General features: G+C 41.0%; 14 protein-coding genes. 10 read left to right on the forward strand and 4 right to left on the reverse strand.

Annotated features, from left to right (window positions below):
- Positions 1–24 precede the first annotated feature (24 nt).
- Positions 25–1,108, reverse strand: a protein-coding gene (gene prfB, locus A9970_RS16140) for a peptide chain release factor 2 (protein WP_182983019.1) whose coding sequence is annotated in 2 segments (ribosomal slippage) — positions 25–1,047 and positions 1,049–1,108 — 1,083 coding nt in all. Because the reading frame shifts where the segments join, the coding sequence is not laid out codon by codon here.
- A 218-nt stretch (positions 1,109–1,326) separates the two neighbouring features.
- On the opposite strand from prfB, the gene pgi reads away from it, so the two are divergent.
- A complete protein-coding gene (gene pgi / locus A9970_RS16145; RefSeq protein ID WP_182983020.1) occupies positions 1,327–2,997 on the forward strand; it encodes a glucose-6-phosphate isomerase in 1,671 nt (556 codons plus the stop codon).
- A gap of 111 nt (positions 2,998–3,108) precedes the next feature.
- Here the strand turns inward: pgi and A9970_RS16150 are convergent, their stop codons facing one another.
- On the reverse strand, positions 3,109–5,025 hold the full coding sequence (locus A9970_RS16150) for a heavy metal translocating P-type ATPase (protein WP_182983021.1): 1,917 nt from the start codon (positions 5,023–5,025) through the stop codon (positions 3,109–3,111).
- Between the two features lie 264 nt (positions 5,026–5,289).
- Entirely contained in the window at positions 5,290–5,631 is a 342-nt protein-coding gene (locus A9970_RS16155) for a phage holin family protein (RefSeq protein WP_153845352.1), read from the reverse strand.
- 387 nt (positions 5,632–6,018) lie between these two features.
- Between A9970_RS16155 and A9970_RS16160 the strand changes: the two genes are divergently transcribed.
- The 4 genes from A9970_RS16160 to typA all read left to right on the forward strand — a co-directional run bounded on the left by A9970_RS16160 (position 6,019) and on the right by typA (position 11,403).
- Entirely contained in the window at positions 6,019–6,444 is a 426-nt protein-coding gene (locus tag A9970_RS16160; RefSeq protein WP_153845353.1) for a DUF2147 domain-containing protein, read from the forward strand.
- Positions 6,445–6,598: 154 nt separating this feature from the next.
- The gene (locus tag A9970_RS16165) at positions 6,599–7,846 is read left to right on the forward strand and encodes an ABC transporter permease (RefSeq protein ID WP_088159803.1); all 1,248 of its coding nucleotides are present in this window, start codon (positions 6,599–6,601) and stop codon (positions 7,844–7,846) included.
- Positions 7,847–8,328: 482 nt separating this feature from the next.
- Entirely contained in the window at positions 8,329–9,519 is a 1,191-nt protein-coding gene (kbl, locus tag A9970_RS16170) for a glycine C-acetyltransferase (RefSeq protein ID WP_153845354.1), read from the forward strand.
- A 78-nt stretch (positions 9,520–9,597) separates the two neighbouring features.
- Positions 9,598–11,403, forward strand: coding sequence for a translational GTPase TypA (typA, locus tag A9970_RS16175; RefSeq protein WP_182983022.1), 1,806 nt, complete (start codon positions 9,598–9,600; stop codon positions 11,401–11,403).
- 95 nt (positions 11,404–11,498) lie between these two features.
- On the opposite strand, the gene A9970_RS16180 is transcribed toward typA, so the two are convergent.
- Complete coding sequence (locus tag A9970_RS16180; RefSeq protein WP_182983023.1) at positions 11,499–12,005, reverse strand: ecotin family protein; 507 nt, start codon at positions 12,003–12,005, stop codon at positions 11,499–11,501.
- Positions 12,006–12,424: 419 nt separating this feature from the next.
- Between A9970_RS16180 and uvrA the strand changes: the two genes are divergently transcribed.
- The 5 genes from uvrA to A9970_RS16205 all read left to right on the forward strand — a co-directional run bounded on the left by uvrA (position 12,425) and on the right by A9970_RS16205 (position 21,536).
- Positions 12,425–15,226, forward strand: a complete 2,802-nt coding sequence (gene uvrA / locus A9970_RS16185; RefSeq protein WP_182983024.1) for an excinuclease ABC subunit UvrA — start codon at positions 12,425–12,427, stop codon at positions 15,224–15,226.
- Positions 15,227–15,367: 141 nt separating this feature from the next.
- Positions 15,368–17,011: an alkaline phosphatase PafA gene (gene pafA, locus A9970_RS16190; protein ID WP_182983025.1), complete on the forward strand. Its 1,644-nt coding sequence runs from the start codon at positions 15,368–15,370 to the stop codon at positions 17,009–17,011.
- Positions 17,012–17,297: 286 nt separating this feature from the next.
- Positions 17,298–17,738, forward strand: coding sequence for an Rrf2 family transcriptional regulator (locus A9970_RS16195; protein WP_153845359.1), 441 nt, complete (start codon positions 17,298–17,300; stop codon positions 17,736–17,738).
- Between the two features lie 217 nt (positions 17,739–17,955).
- Positions 17,956–20,745, forward strand: a complete 2,790-nt coding sequence (locus A9970_RS16200; RefSeq protein WP_182983026.1) for an outer membrane beta-barrel protein — start codon at positions 17,956–17,958, stop codon at positions 20,743–20,745.
- Complete coding sequence (locus tag A9970_RS16205) at positions 20,742–21,536, forward strand: GLPGLI family protein (RefSeq protein ID WP_120335703.1); 795 nt, start codon at positions 20,742–20,744, stop codon at positions 21,534–21,536. Before A9970_RS16200 ends, A9970_RS16205 begins: the two co-directional genes overlap by 4 nt.
- Positions 21,537–21,575 lie beyond the last annotated feature (39 nt).

Here is a 21,575-nt window from a genome sequence, read left to right on the forward strand (position 1 = left end):
TATCATCAAGTTTCGAAATCGTCTTTATCCGCCAAATTCCATTAGATAATTTTTTAGAAAATCATTTAGATCACCATCCAGCACAGCTTGTGTATTGGATGTTTCGTAATTGGTCCGTAAATCTTTAATTAACTTGTAAGGATGTAGGACATAATTTCGAATTTGGGATCCCCATTCTATTTTCTTCTTGTTGCCTTCAATAGCAGCGGAAGCTTCTTGGCGTTTACGCATTTCAATCTCATATAACTGTGATTTCAATAAGCGCATCGCATTTTCTTTGTTTTGCAATTGCGATCTGGATTCCTGATTTTTAATAATAATGCCAGTAGGTTTGTGATGTAATCGAACAGCTGTTTCCACCTTATTTACGTTCTGACCTCCTGCACCACCTGAGCGGAACGTGTCCCATTCGATTTCCGAATCCTTAACATCAATCTCAATATTATCATCGATCAGAGGATAGACATAAACAGACGCGAAAGAGGTATGGCGTTTTGCATTGGAATCAAACGGAGAAATCCGAACGAGCCTGTGCACACCGTTTTCTCCCTTGAGGTAGCCATAAGCAAAATCTCCAGAGATCTGTAATGTTACACTCTTGATACCAGCTACATCTCCCTCCTGCGAATCTTGTTCGGTCACTTTATACCCATTTTTCTCGCCCCACATAATATACATACGCATCAGCATGGCTGCCCAGTCGCAGCTTTCAGTCCCGCCGGCACCAGCTGTAATCTGTAAAATTGCATCCAGCTGATCTTCTTCGGCGCTAAGCATGTTTTTGAATTCGAGTTCCTCGACTTGCGCTAAAGCTAGTTTATATTGGTCGTCCACTTCCTTATCACTCGCGTCGCCAGATTGGAAGAATTCATACATGACATATGCGTCTTCAACCGCCGCTGCAACTGAGTCGAAGTGGTCTGTCCATACCTTTTGGTTTTTTATGGCCAAGAGTATTTTTTCTGCAGCTTTGGAATCATCCCAAAAGCTCGCTTCAAGCGTAATAGCTTGATCTCTTTCTATTTCTTCTTTGCGTGCATCGATGTCAAAGATGCCTCCTCAGGGAAGTAACACGATCCCTCAAGTCTTGAATTTGTTCTTTTGTCATATCCGCTAAAGTAGAAATTTTAATTAATAAATTCGTGCTTCTATCGAATAACTTCGCGCCCAATATAGATTGCCAAATAGGGATAATTTGACCTTTTTTTTTTAGTTTTGGTATTGTCAACGGAATAAACCTTCATTTAAAGATCTACACGATATGTAGTATAGAAATACCGAAGGCTCTTATTGATGTTTAAAACAAATAATTTCAGTAAAAACAGTATGTTCCCAAAAATTAATTTTACAGAGACTGAGGCCTATAAGAATCTAGCGCAGCATTTTGATTCATTATCAGGTCTATCTAGCAATAGCGAAAAAAAAGATTTACGTGCACTTTTTGCCGCAGATCCCGCACGTTTTGAGAAGTTCTCGATCGCTTTCGAAGATATACTTTTGGATTACTCCAAAAATCGGATTACCGAAGAGACAAAAGCGCTCTTAGTCCAGTTGGCTAAAGAATGTGGTCTTGCTGATGCGATAGCAGCGATGTTCTCGGGTGAGCGCATCAACGTGACCGAAAATAGACCGGTATTACACACCGCTTTGCGAAATCAATCCGATCAACCCGTTTATGTGGACGGAAAAGATGTTATGCCCGACGTTAAACGCGTGCTGGCACAAATGAAAGCTTTTACGGAAAAGATTATATCTGGTCAGTGGAAAGGGTGTACAGGTAAAGAAATTACAGATGTGGTTAATATCGGTATCGGTGGTTCAGATCTAGGTCCTGTGATGGTAACAGAAGCATTAAAAGCGTATAAAACGCGCTTAAATTTACATTTTGTCTCCAACGTAGACGGTACACACATTGCTGAAACATTGAAAGCTGTGGATCCTGAAACAACCTTGTTTCTGATTGCCTCAAAAACATTCACAACGCAGGAAACGATGGCCAATGCCCATACAGCCAAAGACTGGTTTTTGGCGAGTGGCGCCCTTCAGGAGGATGTCGCTAAGCATTTTGCCGCGTTGAGCACCAATACAGAAGCAGTACGTGCCTTTGGAATAGATACTCAAAATATGTTTGAGTTTTGGGACTGGGTAGGCGGTCGTTATTCCCTGTGGTCTGCTATAGGTCTTTCAATTAGCTTGGCAATAGGCTTTGATAATTTCGAGGAACTTTTAAAAGGTGCCTACGATGCGGACGTTCATTTTAAGGAAACTTCTTTCGAATCCAATATTCCCGTGATATTGGCTTTGCTTGGGGTATGGTATAATAATTTTTTCCAGGCCGAAAGTCATGCTATTCTTCCTTACGATCAATATCTGCACCGTTTTGCTGCATATTTCCAACAAGGGGATATGGAGAGTAATGGCAAATATGTTGACCGTAATGGTCAACAGGTGGATTATCAGACTGGACCGATTATATGGGGTGAACCGGGTACGAACGGGCAGCATGCCTTCTATCAGTTGATTCACCAGGGAACCAAATTGATTCCTTGTGATTTCATTGCCCCTGCCAATAGTCTTAATCCGATCGGAAACCACCACCAATTGTTATTGTCCAACTTTTTTGCACAGACTGAGGCGTTGATGAATGGCAAAACGGAGGAAGAAGTAGTTGCTGAATTCAAGAAAGCAGGCAAATCGGACCAAGAAATAGAAGCGCTTAAAGCCTATAAAGTCTTTGAGGGTAATCGCCCGACGAATTCAATCCTGTTCAAAATAATGACACCACGTACTTTAGGACGACTTATCGCATTTTATGAGCATAAGATTTTTGTGCAGGGTGTGATCTGGAATATTTATAGTTTTGATCAATGGGGTGTGGAGCTAGGTAAACAATTGGCCAATCAAATCCTTCCGGAATTAAGTGACGCGAATACGGTTACGAGTCATGACTCTTCTACCAATGGATTGATCAATGCCTATAAAGCTTGGCGGGATTAAATTTCTAACTAGGATCTAAAAGAGATCCTTGATACAACAGGACTGCCCTCAGAAAGTATCTAACTTTTTGGGGGTAGTGCTTTTTTGGGGCATTACATGATCGCTCAGTTTTTAAACTTGTTTATGCTGGATCCGAATGGCATTTAAAATTGCCAGAAGAGCTACCCCCACATCAGCAATGACCGCTTCCCAAAGTGTTGCAATGCCTCCGGCGCCGAGGATCAAAACAATGATTTTTATTCCCATCGCCAAGATGACATTCTGCCAGACAATACTTCGGGTTATTTTTCCAATTTTTATGGCCGACAAAATCTTGTGTGGCTCATCGTTTTGGATCACAACATCAGCAGTTTCAATGGTTGCATCAGCTCCCAATCCACCCATAGCAATGCCAACATGTGCTAAGGCAACTACAGGAGCGTCGTTTACGCCATCGCCGGCAAAGGCAACGCGGCGTCCTTGATCAATCAGCTGCTGTACATGGCTTACTTTGTCCTCAGGAAGAAGATCGCCATAGGCTTTGTCGAGTCCAAGTTCTTTGGCGACATCATCTACCACCGCTGTTTTATCTCCAGATAACATGACTGTATACAAACCTTGCGCATGCATGGCTTGGATTACAGCCTTGGCATTTGGTTTAATTCGATCCGCAACAGTAATATAACCCGCATATTGACCTTCGATGGCAAGTAATACAATGGAGTATGCCATTTGCCTTAGATCTGCCGGATAGCTAATATCGAATTTGTCCAGTAACTTGCTGTTGCCCGCGAGTGTGTGCTTTCCGTTAACAGTGGCGAAAAGTCCGTGGCCTGCTATTTCCTGGATTTTCTCAGCCTGAAATGCGGCAGTGCCGGGATGATAACTGGCGATCGCCTTCGCAATGGGGTGTGTTGAATGTGCCTCAATGGCTTTCGCATAGTTCAATAATTCCTCTGGATCTCCATTGACGGCAAAAACTTCGGTTACCTCAAAGACACCGGCTGTAAGCGTACCCGTTTTATCCATGACAACGGTATCGACTGAAGTGATGGCATCGAGGAAGTTCCCACCCTTAAATAATATACCATTTCGGGAAGCTAAGCCTATACCGCCAAAATAACCCAGGGGAATGGAAACAACCAGGGCGCAGGGACAGCTGATCACCAGAAAGACTAAACTCCGGTAGAACCAGTCCTTAAAATTATAGTCATGAACAAAAAATAGGGGGGCAATAAGGACCAAGAGCGCAAGCCCAAAGATGATGGGGACATATATTTTGGCAAATCGAGCGATAAACAGCTGAGTTTTGGATTTTCGTGCAGTGGCATCCTGAACCATTTCGAGAATTTTGCTCAACTTGCTATCTTCAAATACGTTGGATACCTCAATTTCAACGACTGTTTCCAAATTGATCATACCTGCAAAAACAGCATCACCGGAATATTTTGTATCGGGTTTACTCTCCCCAGTCAGAGCAGCAGTGTTAAATGCCGCTTTTTCCGTTTTCAATTTACCATCCAGAGCCACTTTTTCTCCTGCTTTTACAAGGATAGTTTCGCCAATTTCAACATTTTTAGGATTGATCTGCTGTTGCTGCCCATTGCGTATGACCGTTACTGTGTCAGGGCGGATATCCAATAAGGATTTGATTGATTTCTTGGCATTGTCGACGGCAGTATCCTGAAACCATTCTCCGATTTGATAGAAGACCATGACCGCGACGCCCTCTTCAAATTCTCCAATGGCGAAAGCTCCCAATGTTGCAACGGTCATTAAAAAAAATTCATTAAAAATATCGCCACGACTTGCCTTGCGCAATGCCATTTGAATAACGGGGATTCCCGCGAGAAGATAGGCGATGCTATTTAAGGTCAAGTTGATGCCAAAGGGAAGGCTGATCTTAAAAGCATATTTCAATAGGAGTAAAGTAAGTAGAATGACAAGGGCCATGAGGAGCTTACTTTGAGCGATCCACCAAGGATGCTCCTTTGTTGGAAGGCCGTGCTCCTGTGTGTCATGGTTATGCTCGTGGTTGTGTTCGCACATATATCAGCGGTTCTTTTAAAGAATTAAATTTAGCGAATTCTGCTGTAAAAAGCGAGGGAAATGAGGATAAACTCACCCATAAGGGCAATTATTTTAGACGATTATTTTAAAGGAATTGGAACAGTAAACAAGCTGTTTTTCAAACGACAGATGATGTCAGCAAGGGAAGATGGTGTCGGCAAGAAAGGGGGGCAATCGCTGAGCAATGAAAAGGCGTCCACATGTATTGATGCGGACGCCCGCTGCTATTTTATGAATGTATTTTTAATCTTTCGAAGTACTGCCAATAATCATTTCCAATATGGCAACGACAATGGCAAACAGCGCAGCGGTCCAGAATCCATCTACATCAAATTTGGAGCCGAGTAGTGAATCTGATAACAAGACCATCAATACGGTAATAATAAAGGAAATCAGGCCGAGCGTAAGCCAATTCAACGGGAATGTAAATAACCTTAAAATAGATCCCACAGTCGCATTGACAAATCCAATGACAAGTCCGGTAACGATAGCCCAACCGAATCCGGCAACATGAGCGCCAGGGACAATCCAGCATGCAATAGCGACGACTACACCAGTAAGTAAAAGACTAATAATAAATTTCATAATATGTGCTAATTTATAAAGAGTAAATAAAGTAATAATATAATAACTATCGTGCAAACCCGATGCCAAACTTTGTTTAGATTATGAATTTAAGTCTTCCGGAGAAATGCGCGTTGATGGGCCGCTGGCGTGGATTTGTGCAGGCCGTCCGATTGGAGATGAGCAGTTTTAGAAATAAAAATATATGCAAGCATAGTAAATATTTTGTATATTTATTCAGAAGCTATGATGCTATTGTTATTTGGTGGTCAGTCATTATATTCGTTAAGTGGGGCGATTGCTGATGGTAGAAATGGATTGATAGGAGTGTTTGGGTGTTTTAAACAAGCGATCATATTGACAATAGGGCGGAAATTGAAAGAATTAAGTTCATAAAATAATAGACCCATGAAGAAAATTATGATGTCATTCATAATGCTGCTGACTACAGTAGCATTATTTGCGCAAACAGATCCCATCATCGGAAAGTGGGAAAACCCAAGTGGCGAAGGTCGCGTTGAAATTTACAAGAAAGGCGAGAAGTTTTTTGGCAAGCTCTATTGGCTGAAATTTCCAAATAATGAAGCCGGTCAGCCGAAGAAAGATATAAAAAATCCAGATAAAGCACTGCAGAGTAGAAATGTACAGGGACTCGAAATTTTGACCAATTTTGATAAAGATGGCAATACTTATGTTGACGGAAAGATCTATGATCCGAAGTCGGGCAAAACGTATAGCTGCAAGATGACCTTAAAAGGCGATAAGCTTGATATCCGAGGTTATGTGGGTGTGAGCTTGCTTGGACGCACCGAGACATGGAAAAGAATTAATTAAGATAGAAAATGGCTGCAAAATCAAAATAATCCGCTTGCATGGATAGGTCAGATTCCACCAAAAAGGCAATTTATTTCTAGGAAGTAAATTGCCTTTTTGGTTTTGTGCTGGAATTACAGTATTTTCATCCCTACAAATTATAAATACCAGCTCTATGGCCGTAAAGATGTCTTATGTTGAAAATGTCAAGCTTGCACTACAGTCCATTGTAGGGAATAAGCTGCGGACATTTTTAACAGCACTGATCATTGCCATAGGGATGATGGCGTTAATAGGGGTATTGACCTCGATTGATGCCATGAAAAACTCGCTGACAGATTCCTTTTCGTCGATGGGGTCAAATTCCTTCAACATACGCAACAGGGGATTGAATGTTCGGATCGGTAATGAAGGGACTCGCTCAAAAGTCTTTGCTAATATTACTTACGCACAGTCTGCAAGATTCAGACAGGATTTTCACTTTAATGCGTTGACATCAATCAGTGCCAATGTGAGTTGGAATACAACAGCAAAATATCAATCCAAAAAGACAAACCCTAATATTGGCCTGATCGGGACAGATGAAAATTATCTGCAGACATCAGGGTATGTTGTCAGCGAAGGCCGTAATTTTTCTACGCGAGAGGTTGAAACAGGTAGTGGCGTGATCATCATCGGTAGTGAAGTGAGTAAAATGCTATTCAACGAAATTATTGATCCAATAGGACAGTTTATTACTGTTAACAATATCCGCTATTTGGTGATAGGAGTCTTAAAAAGTAAAGGTTCTTCTGCCGGGATGGGCGGGGACAGAGCCTGCTTTATTCCCCTGATCAAGGCCCGGGCAGTGATGCAGGGTACCGAGCCTTCCTATGTGATCACTGTTTCTTCCAATGACCCCATGCGATTGGAAGCTGCAATCGGCGAAGCTACAATCGTATTTAGAAATATCCGCGGATTGGCATCACGGCAGTCAAATGATTTTGAAATCACCAAATCAGATGCGGTTGCCCAGATGCTGATGCAAAATATGGCTATGGTTACTTTGGGAGCAGTCGTGATTGCTTTTATAACCCTTGTGGGAGCTTCAATCGGATTGATGAACATCATGCTAGTTTCGGTCACTGAACGTACACGAGAGATCGGTATTCGTAAGGCAATTGGTGCAACACCGAGTGTTATACGTAAGCAATTTCTGATGGAAGCAATTGTGATCTGTATGATTGGAGGTGTCGCCGGGATCTTTATAGGCATTTTGATTGGTAATATTCTGGCGCTGCAGCTCGGCACATCTTTTATTATACCTTGGGGAGCGATTATTTTGGGTTTCGCGGTATGTGGACTCGTCGGTATGCTATCGGGCTATTACCCGGCCTCAAAAGCATCTAAACTGGATCCAGTCGACGCGCTTCGTTACGAGTAATTCACATTGGAGCGCCTACCGCTCTATTTTCACGAAATTTTTATGGATAAGACCTTTTGTTATGCGATAGCTTAAATCCGCTAGCTTTCGCTCCTATCTGTTATTAAAATTCCGGCGCTTTTCAGCTAAAATGCGAGAGACCAAAGTTGAGATAAGGTTACACCAACTTCGGACTGCAAGCACAATGAGTCCACCTTGAGTCCACGTTGAGTCCACCTTTTTAAGGTGGATTTACCATTGAGACACCGCGCATGCACCCTGCTTACAGGTCGAAGATGTCTAGGGCTTGTCTCCCTGTTGGTCGCTATCAAAGCAAGAGGAAAAGTAGATCGATCGAAAAAAGGAATTTTATGCAATCGGTTTAATGTTACCAAATCATTGATTTGGGGTGAATTCTCCGTGAATAGCCCTTTTCTCGAAAGGTAAAGCAACTTATTCCAATGAAAAAACTGTAATATTGTATAAAAAAATAAAATCGAATTATGTACAATACATTACAACCAGTTTTAGAAAAGGAATTGGAAGCAATCAAAGAAGCGGGATTGTATAAACAAGAGCGGGTGATCGTTACTCCACAAGGAGCAGACATCAAAGTAAGCACAGGACAGGAAGTTGTCAATTTTTGTGCTAACAATTATTTGGGACTTTCTTCACATCCAAAAGTAATCGAAGCTGCTAAGAAAGCGATTGATACACACGGTTATGGAATGTCTTCCGTACGTTTCATCTGCGGTACCCAAGATGTGCATAAAGAATTAGAAGCAAAAATTTCTACGTTCCTTGGAACTGAAGATACTATTTTATATGCGGCAGCATTCGACGCTAACGGCGGGGTGTTTGAGCCGTTATTTGGTGCCGAAGATGCCATCATTTCCGACGAATTAAATCACGCCTCTATCATTGACGGTGTTCGTTTGTGTAAAGCACAACGTTTCCGTTATAAAAATGCGGATATGGCTGATCTGGAAGCGCAATTACAGGCCGCATCCGGTGCTCGGCATAAAATCATTGTTACAGATGGAGCGTTTTCGATGGATGGATCTGTAGCTCCATTAGACCAGATCTGTGATCTTGCGGATAAATACCAGGCGCTAGTGATGATCGATGAGTCGCATTGTACAGGATTTATCGGTGCAACTGGACGTGGTACACACGAGCTTTTCAATGTAATTGATCGTGTAGATATCATTACAGGTACTTTGGGTAAGGCGTTGGGTGGTGCTTCTGGTGGTTTTACTTCCGGTAAAAAAGAAATCATCGATTTGTTACGTCAGCGTTCACGCCCTTATTTATTTTCGAATACCCTAGCACCAGCAATTGCCGGAGCTTCTGTTGCGGTCTTGGACATGCTGAGTGAGACAACTGCATTACGTGATAAATTGGAATCCAATACAATCTACTTCCGTGAAAAAATGACGGCTGCTGGATTTGATATCAAACCAGGTTTCCACCCGATTGTGCCTGTGATGCTGTATGACGCGAAATTAGCGCAGGAATTTGCATCCAAGATGTTGGATGAGGGAATTTATGTAATAGGTTTCTATTATCCTGTTGTACCTCAGGGAAAAGCTCGTATCCGTGTACAGATTTCGGCAGGACATGAAGTTACTCACCTGGATAAAGCAATCGCCGCCTTTACTAAAGTAGGTAAAGAATTAGGTGTAATTAAATAAAATACACATAGTTATAAAATTTATGGTGCAAAATGTTTATCTTTGCACCCTGAATTTAAAAACAAATTTACTTGCTAGATGCAAAATATTAGAAACATAGCGATTATCGCTCACGTCGATCACGGTAAAACTACGTTGGTAGACAAAATCTTACACTTCACAAATCTTTTTAGAGACAATGATGGTACAGGTGATTTAATTCTGGATAATAATGATTTAGAACGTGAACGCGGTATTACTATTGTCGCTAAAAACGTTTCTGTTGAATATAAAGGCGTAAAAATTAACGTTATTGATACACCTGGTCACGCCGATTTCGGTGGTGAGGTTGAGCGTGTATTGAAAATGGCTGATGGTGTTGTTTTGCTTGTGGATGCGTTCGAAGGTCCGATGCCACAAACACGTTTCGTTACACAAAAGGCATTATCCCTGGGGTTGAAACCGTTGGTAGTTGTCAATAAAGTCGATAAAGAAAACTGTCGTCCTGAAGAAGTTTACGAGAATGTATTTGATTTATTCTTTAGCCTAGATGCGACAGAAGAACAATTAGCATTCCCTGTATTATATGGTTCATCCAAACATGGTTGGATGTCAACAGATTGGAAAGAAAAGAAAGAAGATGTGTCTGAATTATTAGATGCTATCATTAGTCATTTCCCACCTTCCCCATTTGTTGAAGGTACATTACAAATGCAGATCACATCGTTGGATTACTCTACATTCGTAGGACGTATTGCCATCGGTCGTGTAGCGCGTGGTACAATCAAAGAAGGTCAACCTATTTCGTTGGTAAAACGTGATGGCAAGATCGTGAAATCACGTGTTAAAGAATTGCATACATTCGAAGGTTTAGGCCGTCGTCGTGTAGAAGAAGTTAAATGTGGCGATATTTGTGCCGTAGTTGGTATCGAAGGTTTTGATATCGGTGATACAATTGCAGATTTCGAAAATCCGGAGCAACTGGAAGTTATCAGCATTGATGAGCCAACAATGAACATGTTGTTCACCATCAATAACTCGCCTTTCTTCGGTAAAGAAGGTAAATTGGTTACTTCGAGACACATCCACGATCGTCTACAAAAAGAATTAGAAAAGAACTTGGCTTTACGCGTCGTTCCTACTGAATCTCCAGATGCTTGGTTGGTATACGGACGTGGTATCCTTCACTTGTCGGTATTGATCGAAACAATGCGTCGTGAAGGTTACGAACTACAAGTAGGTCAACCTCAGGTAATCTTAAAAGAAATTGATGGCAAAAAATGTGAGCCTATCGAGGTGTTGGTAGTTGACGTGCCTGCAGAGGTTTCTGGTAAAGTAATTGAGCTAGTAACTCAACGTAAAGGTGAACTTTTAGTGATGGAGACGAAAGGTGAAATGCAACATCTTGAATTCGAAATTCCTTCTCGTGGTATCATCGGTTTACGTAACAACGTGTTGACAGCTACAGCAGGTGAAGCTGTTATGGCGCACCGTTTAAAAGGTTACGAGCCTTGGAGAGGACCAATCCCTGGACGTTTGCACGGTGTATTGATCTCTTTAGATAAAGGTACAACTACAGCATACTCTATCGATAAGTTACAAGACAGAGGTAAGTTCTTCGTTGATCCAGGTGTGGATATTTATGAAGGCCAAATCTTGGGTGAGCATATCCGTGACAATGATTTAACGATCAACATCGTTAAAGGTAAACAATTGACAAATATGCGTGCTTCGGGTACAGATGATAACACACGTATCGCACCAGCGATTAAATTCTCTTTAGAGGAATCTATGGAGTATATCCAAGCTGACGAATACATTGAGGTTACACCACAGTCTATCCGTTTGCGTAAAATCTATTTGACTGAAAATGAGCGTAAAGTAAACGCGAAGAAATTCCAATAGTCAATAGCGGAACGCGATATAAAAAAAGCCCCCGAACATTGTTCGAGGGCTTTTTTATTGCATGGATATTTGGTTCACCAAATAACTGTAGCGGTTTACTTTTTTGTTCTTACCTCTGCTGCGCGATAGGTGTCGCCGTCAGTTGTGTAGATTTTGAATTGCACATCATAAGCTTCAGGTACGTAAATCACAATCGGCATTCTGCCATTGTAACGCACAGTCTCAGGTTGTGCTGAAACAAAAAGGTTTCTTTTTTCTTTGTTTGGGCAAGCCATCATGGTGCTGGCGACATTACCATTTGTTTTGAATACATAATAGTCATAACCCCAGCCCTGAAGATCTTTTTTCTCTAAAGTGCCCGATAAATTAAAGGTATTACATCCGTCTACTTCCATCCATTTTCCCACCGAAAACTCTATTTTTTTGTTTTTATCACTTTCTGAATAGGGAACTTCAATCACCATTTTTTTATACCCTTTTTCTGGGCTAGGAAAAATGCCTAAGTCAATTTTGTCGATAACCATTTGCGCTTTACTAATAGTTGTTGAGGATACTAATGCGATCATCAATAGCATCATTACTCGAAATACATTTTTTTTCATATATGCAATTATTTAATTTTAATGGCCATGAAATATTCTCGTTTTTTGTGTGTTGTAAACTTGAATACCCCATTTTATTATTTTTATTTGTTTTTTAAACGCGCTATCTACAAAAAATGCTACACGCTTATAACAGATATAACACCTATAGGACTGTATTGTTTTTGGAAGGATTAATCGAAAAACAAAAAATGTTAAATAATAATTGCTTGGGAAACTAAATTGTTTGATGTATTTCAATTTATAGCTGGTCGTAGATTTACTTGTTTGTCGTGTATGAAGCCTTTCATCAAAATTTTGCCGACTTTGGAACAGTTGCTCTTTTTTGAAATTCAGGTGATAGAAAACCGAATTGCTTTTTAATTCGCAGGAATATAATCAGCCAAGAATACGTAACTTTGTGTGAGATAAGGATTATTATGAGTAAACAGGTGGAGCACACTCCAAAAGAATATATTCAGATAAAAGGAGCAAGAGTTAATAACTTAAAGAATATTGACGTTGATATCCCTAAAAATAAATTAGTTGTTATCACAGGAATGTCGGGTTCAGGAAAATCCTCCTTAGCTTTTGATACGCTCTATGCCGAAGGACAACGACGTTATGTCGAAAGTCTCTCTTCGTACGCAAGACAATTTATGGGACGGATGAATAAACCGGAGGTAGATTACATCAAGGGTATTGCTCCCGCGATTGCCATTGAGCAACGTGTCATTACTTCCAACCCCCGTTCGACGGTAGGAACATCTACCGAGATCTATGATTATCTGAAATTGTTATATGCCCGAATCGGAAAGACAATTTCTCCTGTATCTGGTCGCGAGGTGACCAAAGACAGTGTGAGTTCAGTGGTGGATTTTGCGTTGAATTTGGAAGAGGGGACAACGTTGACGCTTCTCGCGCCACTTATTCCTTCCCATGGGCGTAAACTCAAAGAAGAGCTGTCTCTCTTGTTGCAGAAAGGTTTTGTGCGTGTCGTCTTTGGGGATAGTATGCAGAAGATCGAAGCTATTATCGATGATAAGGCCATCGCCAATAAAGACCTTCAGGATGGTGAAGTGCTTATTGTCGTCGACCGGGTTCGCATCGAACAGGACGATGACACAGTCAATCGACTTTCTGACTCTGTCCAAACAGGTTTTTTCGAAGGTAAGGGGGAGCTTTATATGGAGGAAAATGGTCAAAGACATCATTTCTCCCATAAATTTGAACTTGATGGAATAACATTTGAAGAACCTACACCAAATTTCTTCAGTTTTAATAATCCTTATGGTGCCTGTCGCCGATGTGAAGGTTATGGAAAGATCATTGGTATTGATCCTGATCTTGTTATTCCAGACAAAAGCCGTTCGGTCTACGATGGCGCAATAGCACCCTGGAGAGGGGAGAAAATGGGCGAGTGGTTACAAGTGCTTGTTAAAAGTTCCCTGAAATTTGATTTTCCAATACATCGTGCATACATGGATCTGACCGCTGAACAGAAAGAGTTGCTGTGGACGGGAAATAAATATTTTACCGGCCTGACACAGTTCTTCCAGGAGCTTGAAGAGCAGACTTATAAAATTCAATACCGTGTGATGTTATCTCGCTATCGTGGGAAGACAGATTGCCCGGACTGCCGTGGGACCCGATTACGTAAAGATGCTACTTACGTGAAAGTAGGGGGCAAGTCTATCACCGATATCGTTTTGATGCCGCTTGAAGAAGCCTTGGAATTCTTTACAACTTTACGGCTGGTGGGTAATGAACTGGTCATTGCCAAAAGACTTCTTGCTGAAATTAATAATAGATTGCAATTTTTGTGCGATGTTGGATTAAGTTACCTGACCTTGAACCGACTATCGAATACCCTTTCTGGAGGGGAATCACAGCGGATCAATCTGGCAACTTCATTAGGAAGTTCACTCGTAGGCTCTATTTATGTGTTGGACGAGCCAAGTATTGGGCTCCATCCACGTGATACACAGCGTCTAATTTCTGTGCTGAAGTCCTTGCGCGATGTTGGGAATACAGTGGTGGTGGTCGAGCATGAGCAGGAGATGATGGAGGCGGCTGATTACCTGATCGATATCGGACCGGAAGCCGGGATCAATGGCGGCGAAATGGTCTTCGCGGGTACATATCAGCAGATTCTGAAAGATACAAAGAGCCTTACGGGGCAATACCTCAGTGGCAAAAGCCAGATTGAGGTACCCAAAAAACGCCGTCCATGGTCCAATAGTGTTACCATTAAAGGAGCCCATGAGAATAACCTCAAAGGGATTGATGTACAATTTCCATTGAATACGTTTACTGTGGTAACGGGTGTCTCGGGATCAGGTAAGACTTCCTTGGTCAAACGTATCCTTTACCCAGCACTGCAGAAGTCGATAGGCAATTACTCCGGTGAGCAGACGGGGGTCTATGATGCGATCGAGGGGGATATTACCCAAGTCGAACAAGTTGAAATGGTCGATCAAAACCCGATCGGTCGTTCTTCGCGATCCAACCCGGTGACTTACGTGAAAGCCTGGGATGAAATCAGGGCTTTATATGCCAACCAGGGACCGGCCAAAGCTGCTGGATTGAAACCTGCGGCATTTTCATTTAATGTTGAAGGTGGACGTTGTGATGTCTGTCAGGGCGAAGGCGAAGTTAAAATTGAAATGCAATTTATGGCCGATATCGTTTTGCCCTGTGAGGCCTGTGGAGGCAAACGATTTAAACAGTTTGTGCTTGATGTACACTTCAAAAACAAGTCGGTAGCAGATGTTCTCGAGCTGAGTGTTGAAGAAGCGATCGTATTCTTTGCAGACCAGCCTAAAATATTAGCGAAATTGCAGCCTTTACAGGACGTTGGACTAGGCTACGTTAAGCTCGGGCAATCGTCAAGTACATTGTCTGGCGGTGAAGCACAGCGGATTAAACTGGCTTCCTTCCTCATTAAGGGAAATAACAGCAAGAAGACACTTTTTATCTTTGATGAGCCAACGACAGGCTTACACTTTCAGGATATTAAGAAGTTACTGAAATCATTTGATGCACTGATTGCCCTAGGAAATAGTATCTTGGTGATCGAGCACAATATGGATATGATCAAATCGGCAGATTGGGTCATCGATATTGGTCCTGAGGGTGGCAATAAAGGTGGAAAGCTAGTCTTTGCGGGACTTCCTGAAGAACTTATTCATTGTAAAGATTCTTATACAGGTCAATTTTTAAAGGCACATTTAAGAGATTAAACCCTACTTTAGCGAAGTGAAGTAATCTGAATCAGGGCAACTGGGCTGCCAATAAGTTCCGATTTATTGTTCCTTTTGTTAAGGTCTGATGGAATACTATGCAGTAAATAAAAAACTAATATTTCAATACTTAATACGATTATGATTAAAAGATTTTTTTTAAGTGTCGTCCTTGGAATAACGGCGCTTTCATCCATGGCGCAACAACCGGAAAGACCAAAATTGGTTGTCGGCCTGATGGTGGATCAAATGCGTTGGGATTATTTATATCGTTTTGCAGATCGATATGGAAATGATGGTTTCAAACGACTTTTGAAAGAAGGATTCTCCTGTGAAAATACATTGATTAATTATATTCCGACATACACCGCCATTGGGCACAGTTCGGTATATACAGGTTCAGTTCCCTCCATACATGGTATTGCAGGTAATGACTGGATTGAGGAGCAGACGGGCAAGAATATGTACTGTACGCAGGACGACAATGTCATTGGTGTAGGTACTACAGCCAAGGAAGGGCAACAGTCTCCACGCAATTTGCTTGCATCGACCGTAACGGACCAATTGAAGCTCGCTTCTAACTTTAAATCCAAAGTGATCGGTATCGCAATCAAAGACCGTGGCGGTATTCTGCCGGCGGGACATTTTGCCGATGCAGCGTATTGGTTTGAAGCAAAATCAGGTGATTGGATTACCTCTAATTTCTACATGGATAAACTGCCAAAATGGGTGGTGGACTTCAACAAGAAAAAATTGGCTGAAAAATACCTGAAAGGGGACTGGAAACCAATGTATGATATCAGCACCTATGCTGCCAACAGTATTGCAGATGATAACATCTACGAAGGTAAGTACCCTGGAGAAGAAAAGCCGACTTTGCCGCGTGCAACTTCCAAGCTAATGAAAGACGAAGGCTATGAGCTGATCAAAACTACACCAATGGGAAATCAGTTTACGTTGGATCTAGCTATGGAAGCAATCAAAAATGAGCAGATGGGAAATAACCCAACTAAAAATACCGACTTCCTTTGTGTGAGTCTTTCCGCAACAGATTATGTGGGGCACCGTTACTCATTGACAGCAGTGGAGATTGAAGATATCTATCTGCAGCTCGATAAACAGCTTGCCGATTTCTTCAACTACCTCGATAAGACGGTGGGCAAGGGTAACTACACGTTCTTCCTGACAGCAGATCATGGCGCTTCTTATAACTCTCGGTTCTTTATGGATATGAAAGGAAACGGTGGTTATTTCTATTCCCGTCAGATTATCACAGGACTTAACAAAACCCTTAAAGAGAAATTTGGACAAGAGAAGCTTGTTAAAAGTATGATGAACTACCAGGTGCACTTAAATAATCAATTGATTGATTCTTTGAACTTGGATCGTGATAAAATCAAAGAGACCATCATTCGTGAGCTTCGCCATACAGAAGGCGTCGCTTATGTTGCTGATATGGAAAAGGGGGAAAGTCTGATGATTCCGGCGCCTATCCGTGAAAAAATGATCAATGGCTACAATTTTAAGCGTAGCGGTTCAATCCAGATCGTTTGTGAGCCACAATGGTATGACGGTACGCCTCGTTCGACCGGTACGACACACGGTACCTGGTCTGGTTATGATTCCCATATTCCTTTGGTATTTATGGGTTGGGGAATTAAACCCGGAGTATCTAATACGGAGGTGCATATTGTGGATATCGCACCGACAATTTCGTCGCTCTTACACATTACCGAGCCTAATGGCAGTATCGGAAAGCCGATCACGGCGGTATTGGGACAATAAGAGACCAGAGCGAACGCTCATTAAGTTTTAACAACACAGACAACCTTCGGAGTAGTAGAATCCTTATGGATAAACTAAATCCGAAGGTTATTTTTTAGATAAACAAATAGTTAGTTTATCGCAGGTGATCATGTATAGCAATAGCATATCTTCGACGCATAAGACTGCAGTGTGGGCAGATACTACAGTTTGCGCCCATACAGATGATACATACGTGAAATTAGGACGGTTTTATTCTATTGAATAAAAAACGTAAATTTGCAATTCAACAGGGGGTTAACAAATTATGCTTTCCAAAAAGACAAAATATGCAATAAAGGCACTTATGGTGCTTGGTCGTAACTACGGCAATGAGCCTATGCAAATCGTAAAGATTGCACAGGAGGAGAATATTCCAAAAAAATTCTTGGAACAAATTCTGCTTGAAATGCGAAATGCCGGAATTCTCTATAGCAAAAAAGGCGCTGGAGGTGGTTATAGCCTCAATAAGGCTCCCGAAGATGTTTTCTTATCGCAGGTTATGCGCCTGATTGATGGACCTATCGCTTTGTTACCCTGCGTGAGCTTAAACTTCTACAGATCATGTGATGAGTGTACTCAAGAACATGCCTGTGGCATACGCGATACCTTTGTTGAGGTAAGAAATGCCATGTTGCAGATTTTAAATGATACAAGTATTGCCCATTTAATCAATAAGGAAAAAGAATTGAACCTAAATGTAGATTAAAGGAAATAAAATATATTTTTCTATTTATACTGGGGTGTAACAAATAAGTTACGCCTCTTTTTTTATGAAATTAAATTATTGATATAGCGTGAATTATCGTGTTTTATTTGAGCGGGTCAAGTTTCATTTATTAATTACATAATTATTTAACATTATTTTACGAATTTTCCGTAGCAACATTTATATATTTACCTCGACAATATATAAACGAAATTTTATGAAACTAACCTATTCCCTAGTTTTGTTTCTTTTATTTTCAGTCCTGAGTTCCAAGTCCTATGCACAACATAAACTTGTGGGATCGGTGGCCGATATCAAAGATCTTGCAAAACTACATCAAGCTTCAATCGCGCTGCTCAGTCCCAAAGATTCGATTTTGGTTAAATTCGGTCGGACGAAGGAAAATGGAACATTCCAAATTGCTAATCTCGACACAGGTACCTATAAAATGGTGGTTTCCTATCCGCAGTATGCTGACTTGGTAAAGGATATCCATGTGGCTGCCGAAGATTTAGATATTGGTATTGTAAAGCTATCCAAAGCAGCTCTACTATTGGAGGAGGTTCAGGTGAATGGTAAAATTCCTGTAGTTATTAAAGGCGACACCATCGAATACGATGCCGGTAGTTTTAAAGTAGAGAAGGATGCTAAAGTAGAGGATCTGTTGAAGGTATTGCCGGGTATTACGATGGATGGATCAGGCAAGATCATCGCTCAAGGTAAGGAAGTAAAAAAAGTATTGCTTGATGGGGAAGAGTTTTTTGGGGATGATCCAACCCTGATCACCAAGAATATTCGGTCAGATATGGTCAGCAAGGTACAGGTCTATGAGAAGAAATCAGATCTTGCTGTACGTACAGGGGTAGATGATGGTGAACGAACGCAGACAATTGATATTAAGCTTAAAGAAGATAAGAAAAAAGGAATGTTCGGCCAAGCTGTTGCGGGAGCCGGTACAGATAAATATTATGGCGGAAAAGTCATGCTCAATAAGTTTAAGGGCTCGCAGAAAATCGCCGCTTATGGCATTCTGGCCAATGATGGAATGGTCGGACTAGGATTTGAAGATAGCCAAAAATATGGTGTGGGCGGAAGTAGTAATGTACAGATGATGGACGGTGGTGGCATTATGATTTCCGGTGGTGATGGTTCCGATGGGGGATGGGACGGTAAATACTATGGTGGCGGCGTGCCTAAGGCCGTAAACATGGGCGCAAGTTATTCCGACAAATCCAAAGATGATAAGCATAAGATCAATGCCAACTTTAAGCGTAATCAGATTAATGTAGCCAATACCAGTAGCTATAACGCACAGAATAACCTTCCTGAACGTGCTCAAGTGGATAATACTGTGACCATATCTAAAACAGAAACGCAGGCAAATATTGCAAATTTAAGGTATGATCTGAAGTTAGATTCACTGTCCGATTTGACAGTTAATATGGGATTCACCAAGTCTAGCCGCGACAATTTATCCAATTCAGAAGCAGATCAACGTAAATTGGATAAAACATTGATTACACAGACCTTATCTACGACTGATCAAAATAGCGATCAGGATAAGTTCAATGTGAATGCAATGCTTACTCGTCGTTTCAAAAAGGACCGTCGCTCTGTTACCTTTAATATCAATGCAAATACTGATCAAAATAGGTCTAAAACCCAATATTTCTCCCAGAACTATTTCCAAAGTTCGGGCGATACGACACTGATCGATCAATATAAAAATGATAAGCTAGGCAACAATACCTACGGGGCATCGGTAACTTATTCTGAGCCTTTGTCAAAACGACTGACTGCTGCTATTGGCTACGCATTCAATAGCAATAAATCGGAGACCCTTAATCAGTCATTCGATAAAGATCCTGCTACAGGTAAATACACTGTACTGGATCAAAATCTATTAAATGATTTCGATTTTACCAGCTTGAAAAATGGAGTCAATGCCTCTCTGAATTACAAGTCTAGTACCTTAACGGTCAATTTAAGCAATAGAGTCGATTTTGAGGATGTGAAGAGAACTTATAATAATCTAAATACAACATTGCAGCGTAATCAGACTTCGGTTAACCCAAATCTCTCTGTGAATTACAAGATCTCAAAAAGTAAAAATATCGGTTTCCGCTATAGTGGACGTACCAGTCAACCTTCGTTGACACAGATCGAGCCTTTAAAGCAAAATGCACAGCCGCTTATCGAATATTTGGACAATCCAAACTTAAAAGCGGGCTTTAACAACTCCTATTCGATCAATTACAATAGCTATAAGCAGCTGAAAGACCAGGGATTCTATTTTTATGCGAGCGCAGATCAGGGTAAGAAGAATATCAATACCAATGTACGCTATAACCTGGACGAGGGGACGCAACAAATTTCCTATGTTAATATTGATAAGGATAATTGGCGTATTTATGGTAGTGGATCTTACAGTTTTGTGCTACAAAAGAAATGGGGATTGAAAATGAATATCGGTGTCAACGGTCAGTACAATAGCCAATTTAGTTATTTATCATCGTATAACGAAGAACCAAAGCTCAATAGAAATCAGACAAAGAGTATAACACCTGAAATAGGCTTTAATAGATATAAAGCAAATAAGATGGATTTTTACATCTCCTTGATGCCAGGGGTCGAGCAAATGAGCTCTTTTTTACAGCCCGAATTGAACCGTACAACCTTTAAATTCCGTTCTTATTCGCAGTTCACTTATTATTTGCCAAAAGATTTTAAAATCTCGCTGTCTACAGACCAAAATTATCAAGCTGCGACGAAAACATTGCAATCCATTAATATCATTAATATGAATGGGTATGTTTCCAAAAAATTATTGAAAGATAAGTCTTTGGAAGTACAGGTATTTGTCAATGATATTTTAAACAAAAATAATGGGGTGTACCGTTATCAAAATGGAACTTCATTTATCCAGACCAGCAACGATGTACTGCGTCGTTATGGAATGCTAAAAGTAATCTACAATTTTACAACAATGAAAGGAGATGCCAAATGAGTAAGTATATAAAGTTGATGGTTTGGGTACTATTGCTGAGCATAAGCACAGCCCAGGCTCAACACGCGTATTTCCCAAGCAGTGGAACGGTGACTTATGAACGGAAGTTTCATGTGCAGAACTTCTTAAAACGTAATTATCTCAGCAAACCCGATTTAGATACTTGGGATAAGCTGATGGTCGACAATGCGGTGAAGAATGGGCCTGCAGAGGTGGTGACCCATCATATCCTGAAATTTTACGATAATGAAACCCTGTTTGAAACGGTGCAGGAAGATTATCCTGCAAATTATCGTAATGTGACTCACTATAATTCTATTCTCCCGGATTCAAAAACATACATTAATTTCCAGAATCAGGAATTCTTAAAATTGCTCCCCTTTGGAGATGATCAGCTCTTGCTTAAAGATTCATTGCCTACTGTAAAATGGAAGTATACCGATGAATACCGGAATATTGCGGGATATGACTGCAGAAGAGCCAATGGAATTATTCAAGATTCGGTCTATGTGGTTGCCTTTTTTGCGGGACAAATACCCATCTCCGGTGGTCCTGAACTTATACACGGACTCCCGGGCTTAGTGATGGGGATATCCATCCCAAGTATGAATGTAAATATGTTTGCCACAAAGGTGGAGATTACCAATACCGCATTTTCCAATGTGCTGACCAAAAAGAAAAAAGTTGTTGCGGAATCCAGGGCAGAGATCATAAAAAAACTGAAAGATACCGTCTATGATTATCTGGATGAGAAGGCGTTTAAGAAGCGTTTGCAGAGTATACTCTTTTAGCGAGTAATCGATGCTATCTGGATGATAAAAAAGCCTGTT

Source organism: Sphingobacterium sp. UME9 (genome assembly GCF_014170215.1).
In the GTDB taxonomy this organism is placed as follows: Bacteria; Bacteroidota; Bacteroidia; order Sphingobacteriales; family Sphingobacteriaceae; genus Sphingobacterium; species Sphingobacterium paramultivorum.

Coding starts and splice junctions, on each gene's coding strand:
- pgi (WP_182983020.1), top strand. CDS start 1,327: ATGTTCCCAAAAATTAATTTTACAGAGACTGAGGCCTATAAGAATCTA.
- A9970_RS16150 (WP_182983021.1), bottom strand. CDS start 5,025: ATGTGCGAACACAACCACGAGCATAACCATGACACACAGGAGCACGGC.
- A9970_RS16155 (WP_153845352.1), bottom strand. CDS start 5,631: ATGAAATTTATTATTAGTCTTTTACTTACTGGTGTAGTCGTCGCTATT.
- A9970_RS16160 (WP_153845353.1), top strand. CDS start 6,019: ATGAAGAAAATTATGATGTCATTCATAATGCTGCTGACTACAGTAGCA.
- A9970_RS16165 (WP_088159803.1), top strand. CDS start 6,599: ATGGCCGTAAAGATGTCTTATGTTGAAAATGTCAAGCTTGCACTACAG.
- kbl (WP_153845354.1), top strand. CDS start 8,329: ATGTACAATACATTACAACCAGTTTTAGAAAAGGAATTGGAAGCAATC.
- typA (WP_182983022.1), top strand. CDS start 9,598: ATGCAAAATATTAGAAACATAGCGATTATCGCTCACGTCGATCACGGT.
- A9970_RS16180 (WP_182983023.1), bottom strand. CDS start 12,005: ATGAAAAAAAATGTATTTCGAGTAATGATGCTATTGATGATCGCATTA.
- uvrA (WP_182983024.1), top strand. CDS start 12,425: ATGAGTAAACAGGTGGAGCACACTCCAAAAGAATATATTCAGATAAAA.
- pafA (WP_182983025.1), top strand. CDS start 15,368: ATGATTAAAAGATTTTTTTTAAGTGTCGTCCTTGGAATAACGGCGCTT.
- A9970_RS16195 (WP_153845359.1), top strand. CDS start 17,298: ATGCTTTCCAAAAAGACAAAATATGCAATAAAGGCACTTATGGTGCTT.
- A9970_RS16200 (WP_182983026.1), top strand. CDS start 17,956: ATGAAACTAACCTATTCCCTAGTTTTGTTTCTTTTATTTTCAGTCCTG.
- A9970_RS16205 (WP_120335703.1), top strand. CDS start 20,742: ATGAGTAAGTATATAAAGTTGATGGTTTGGGTACTATTGCTGAGCATA.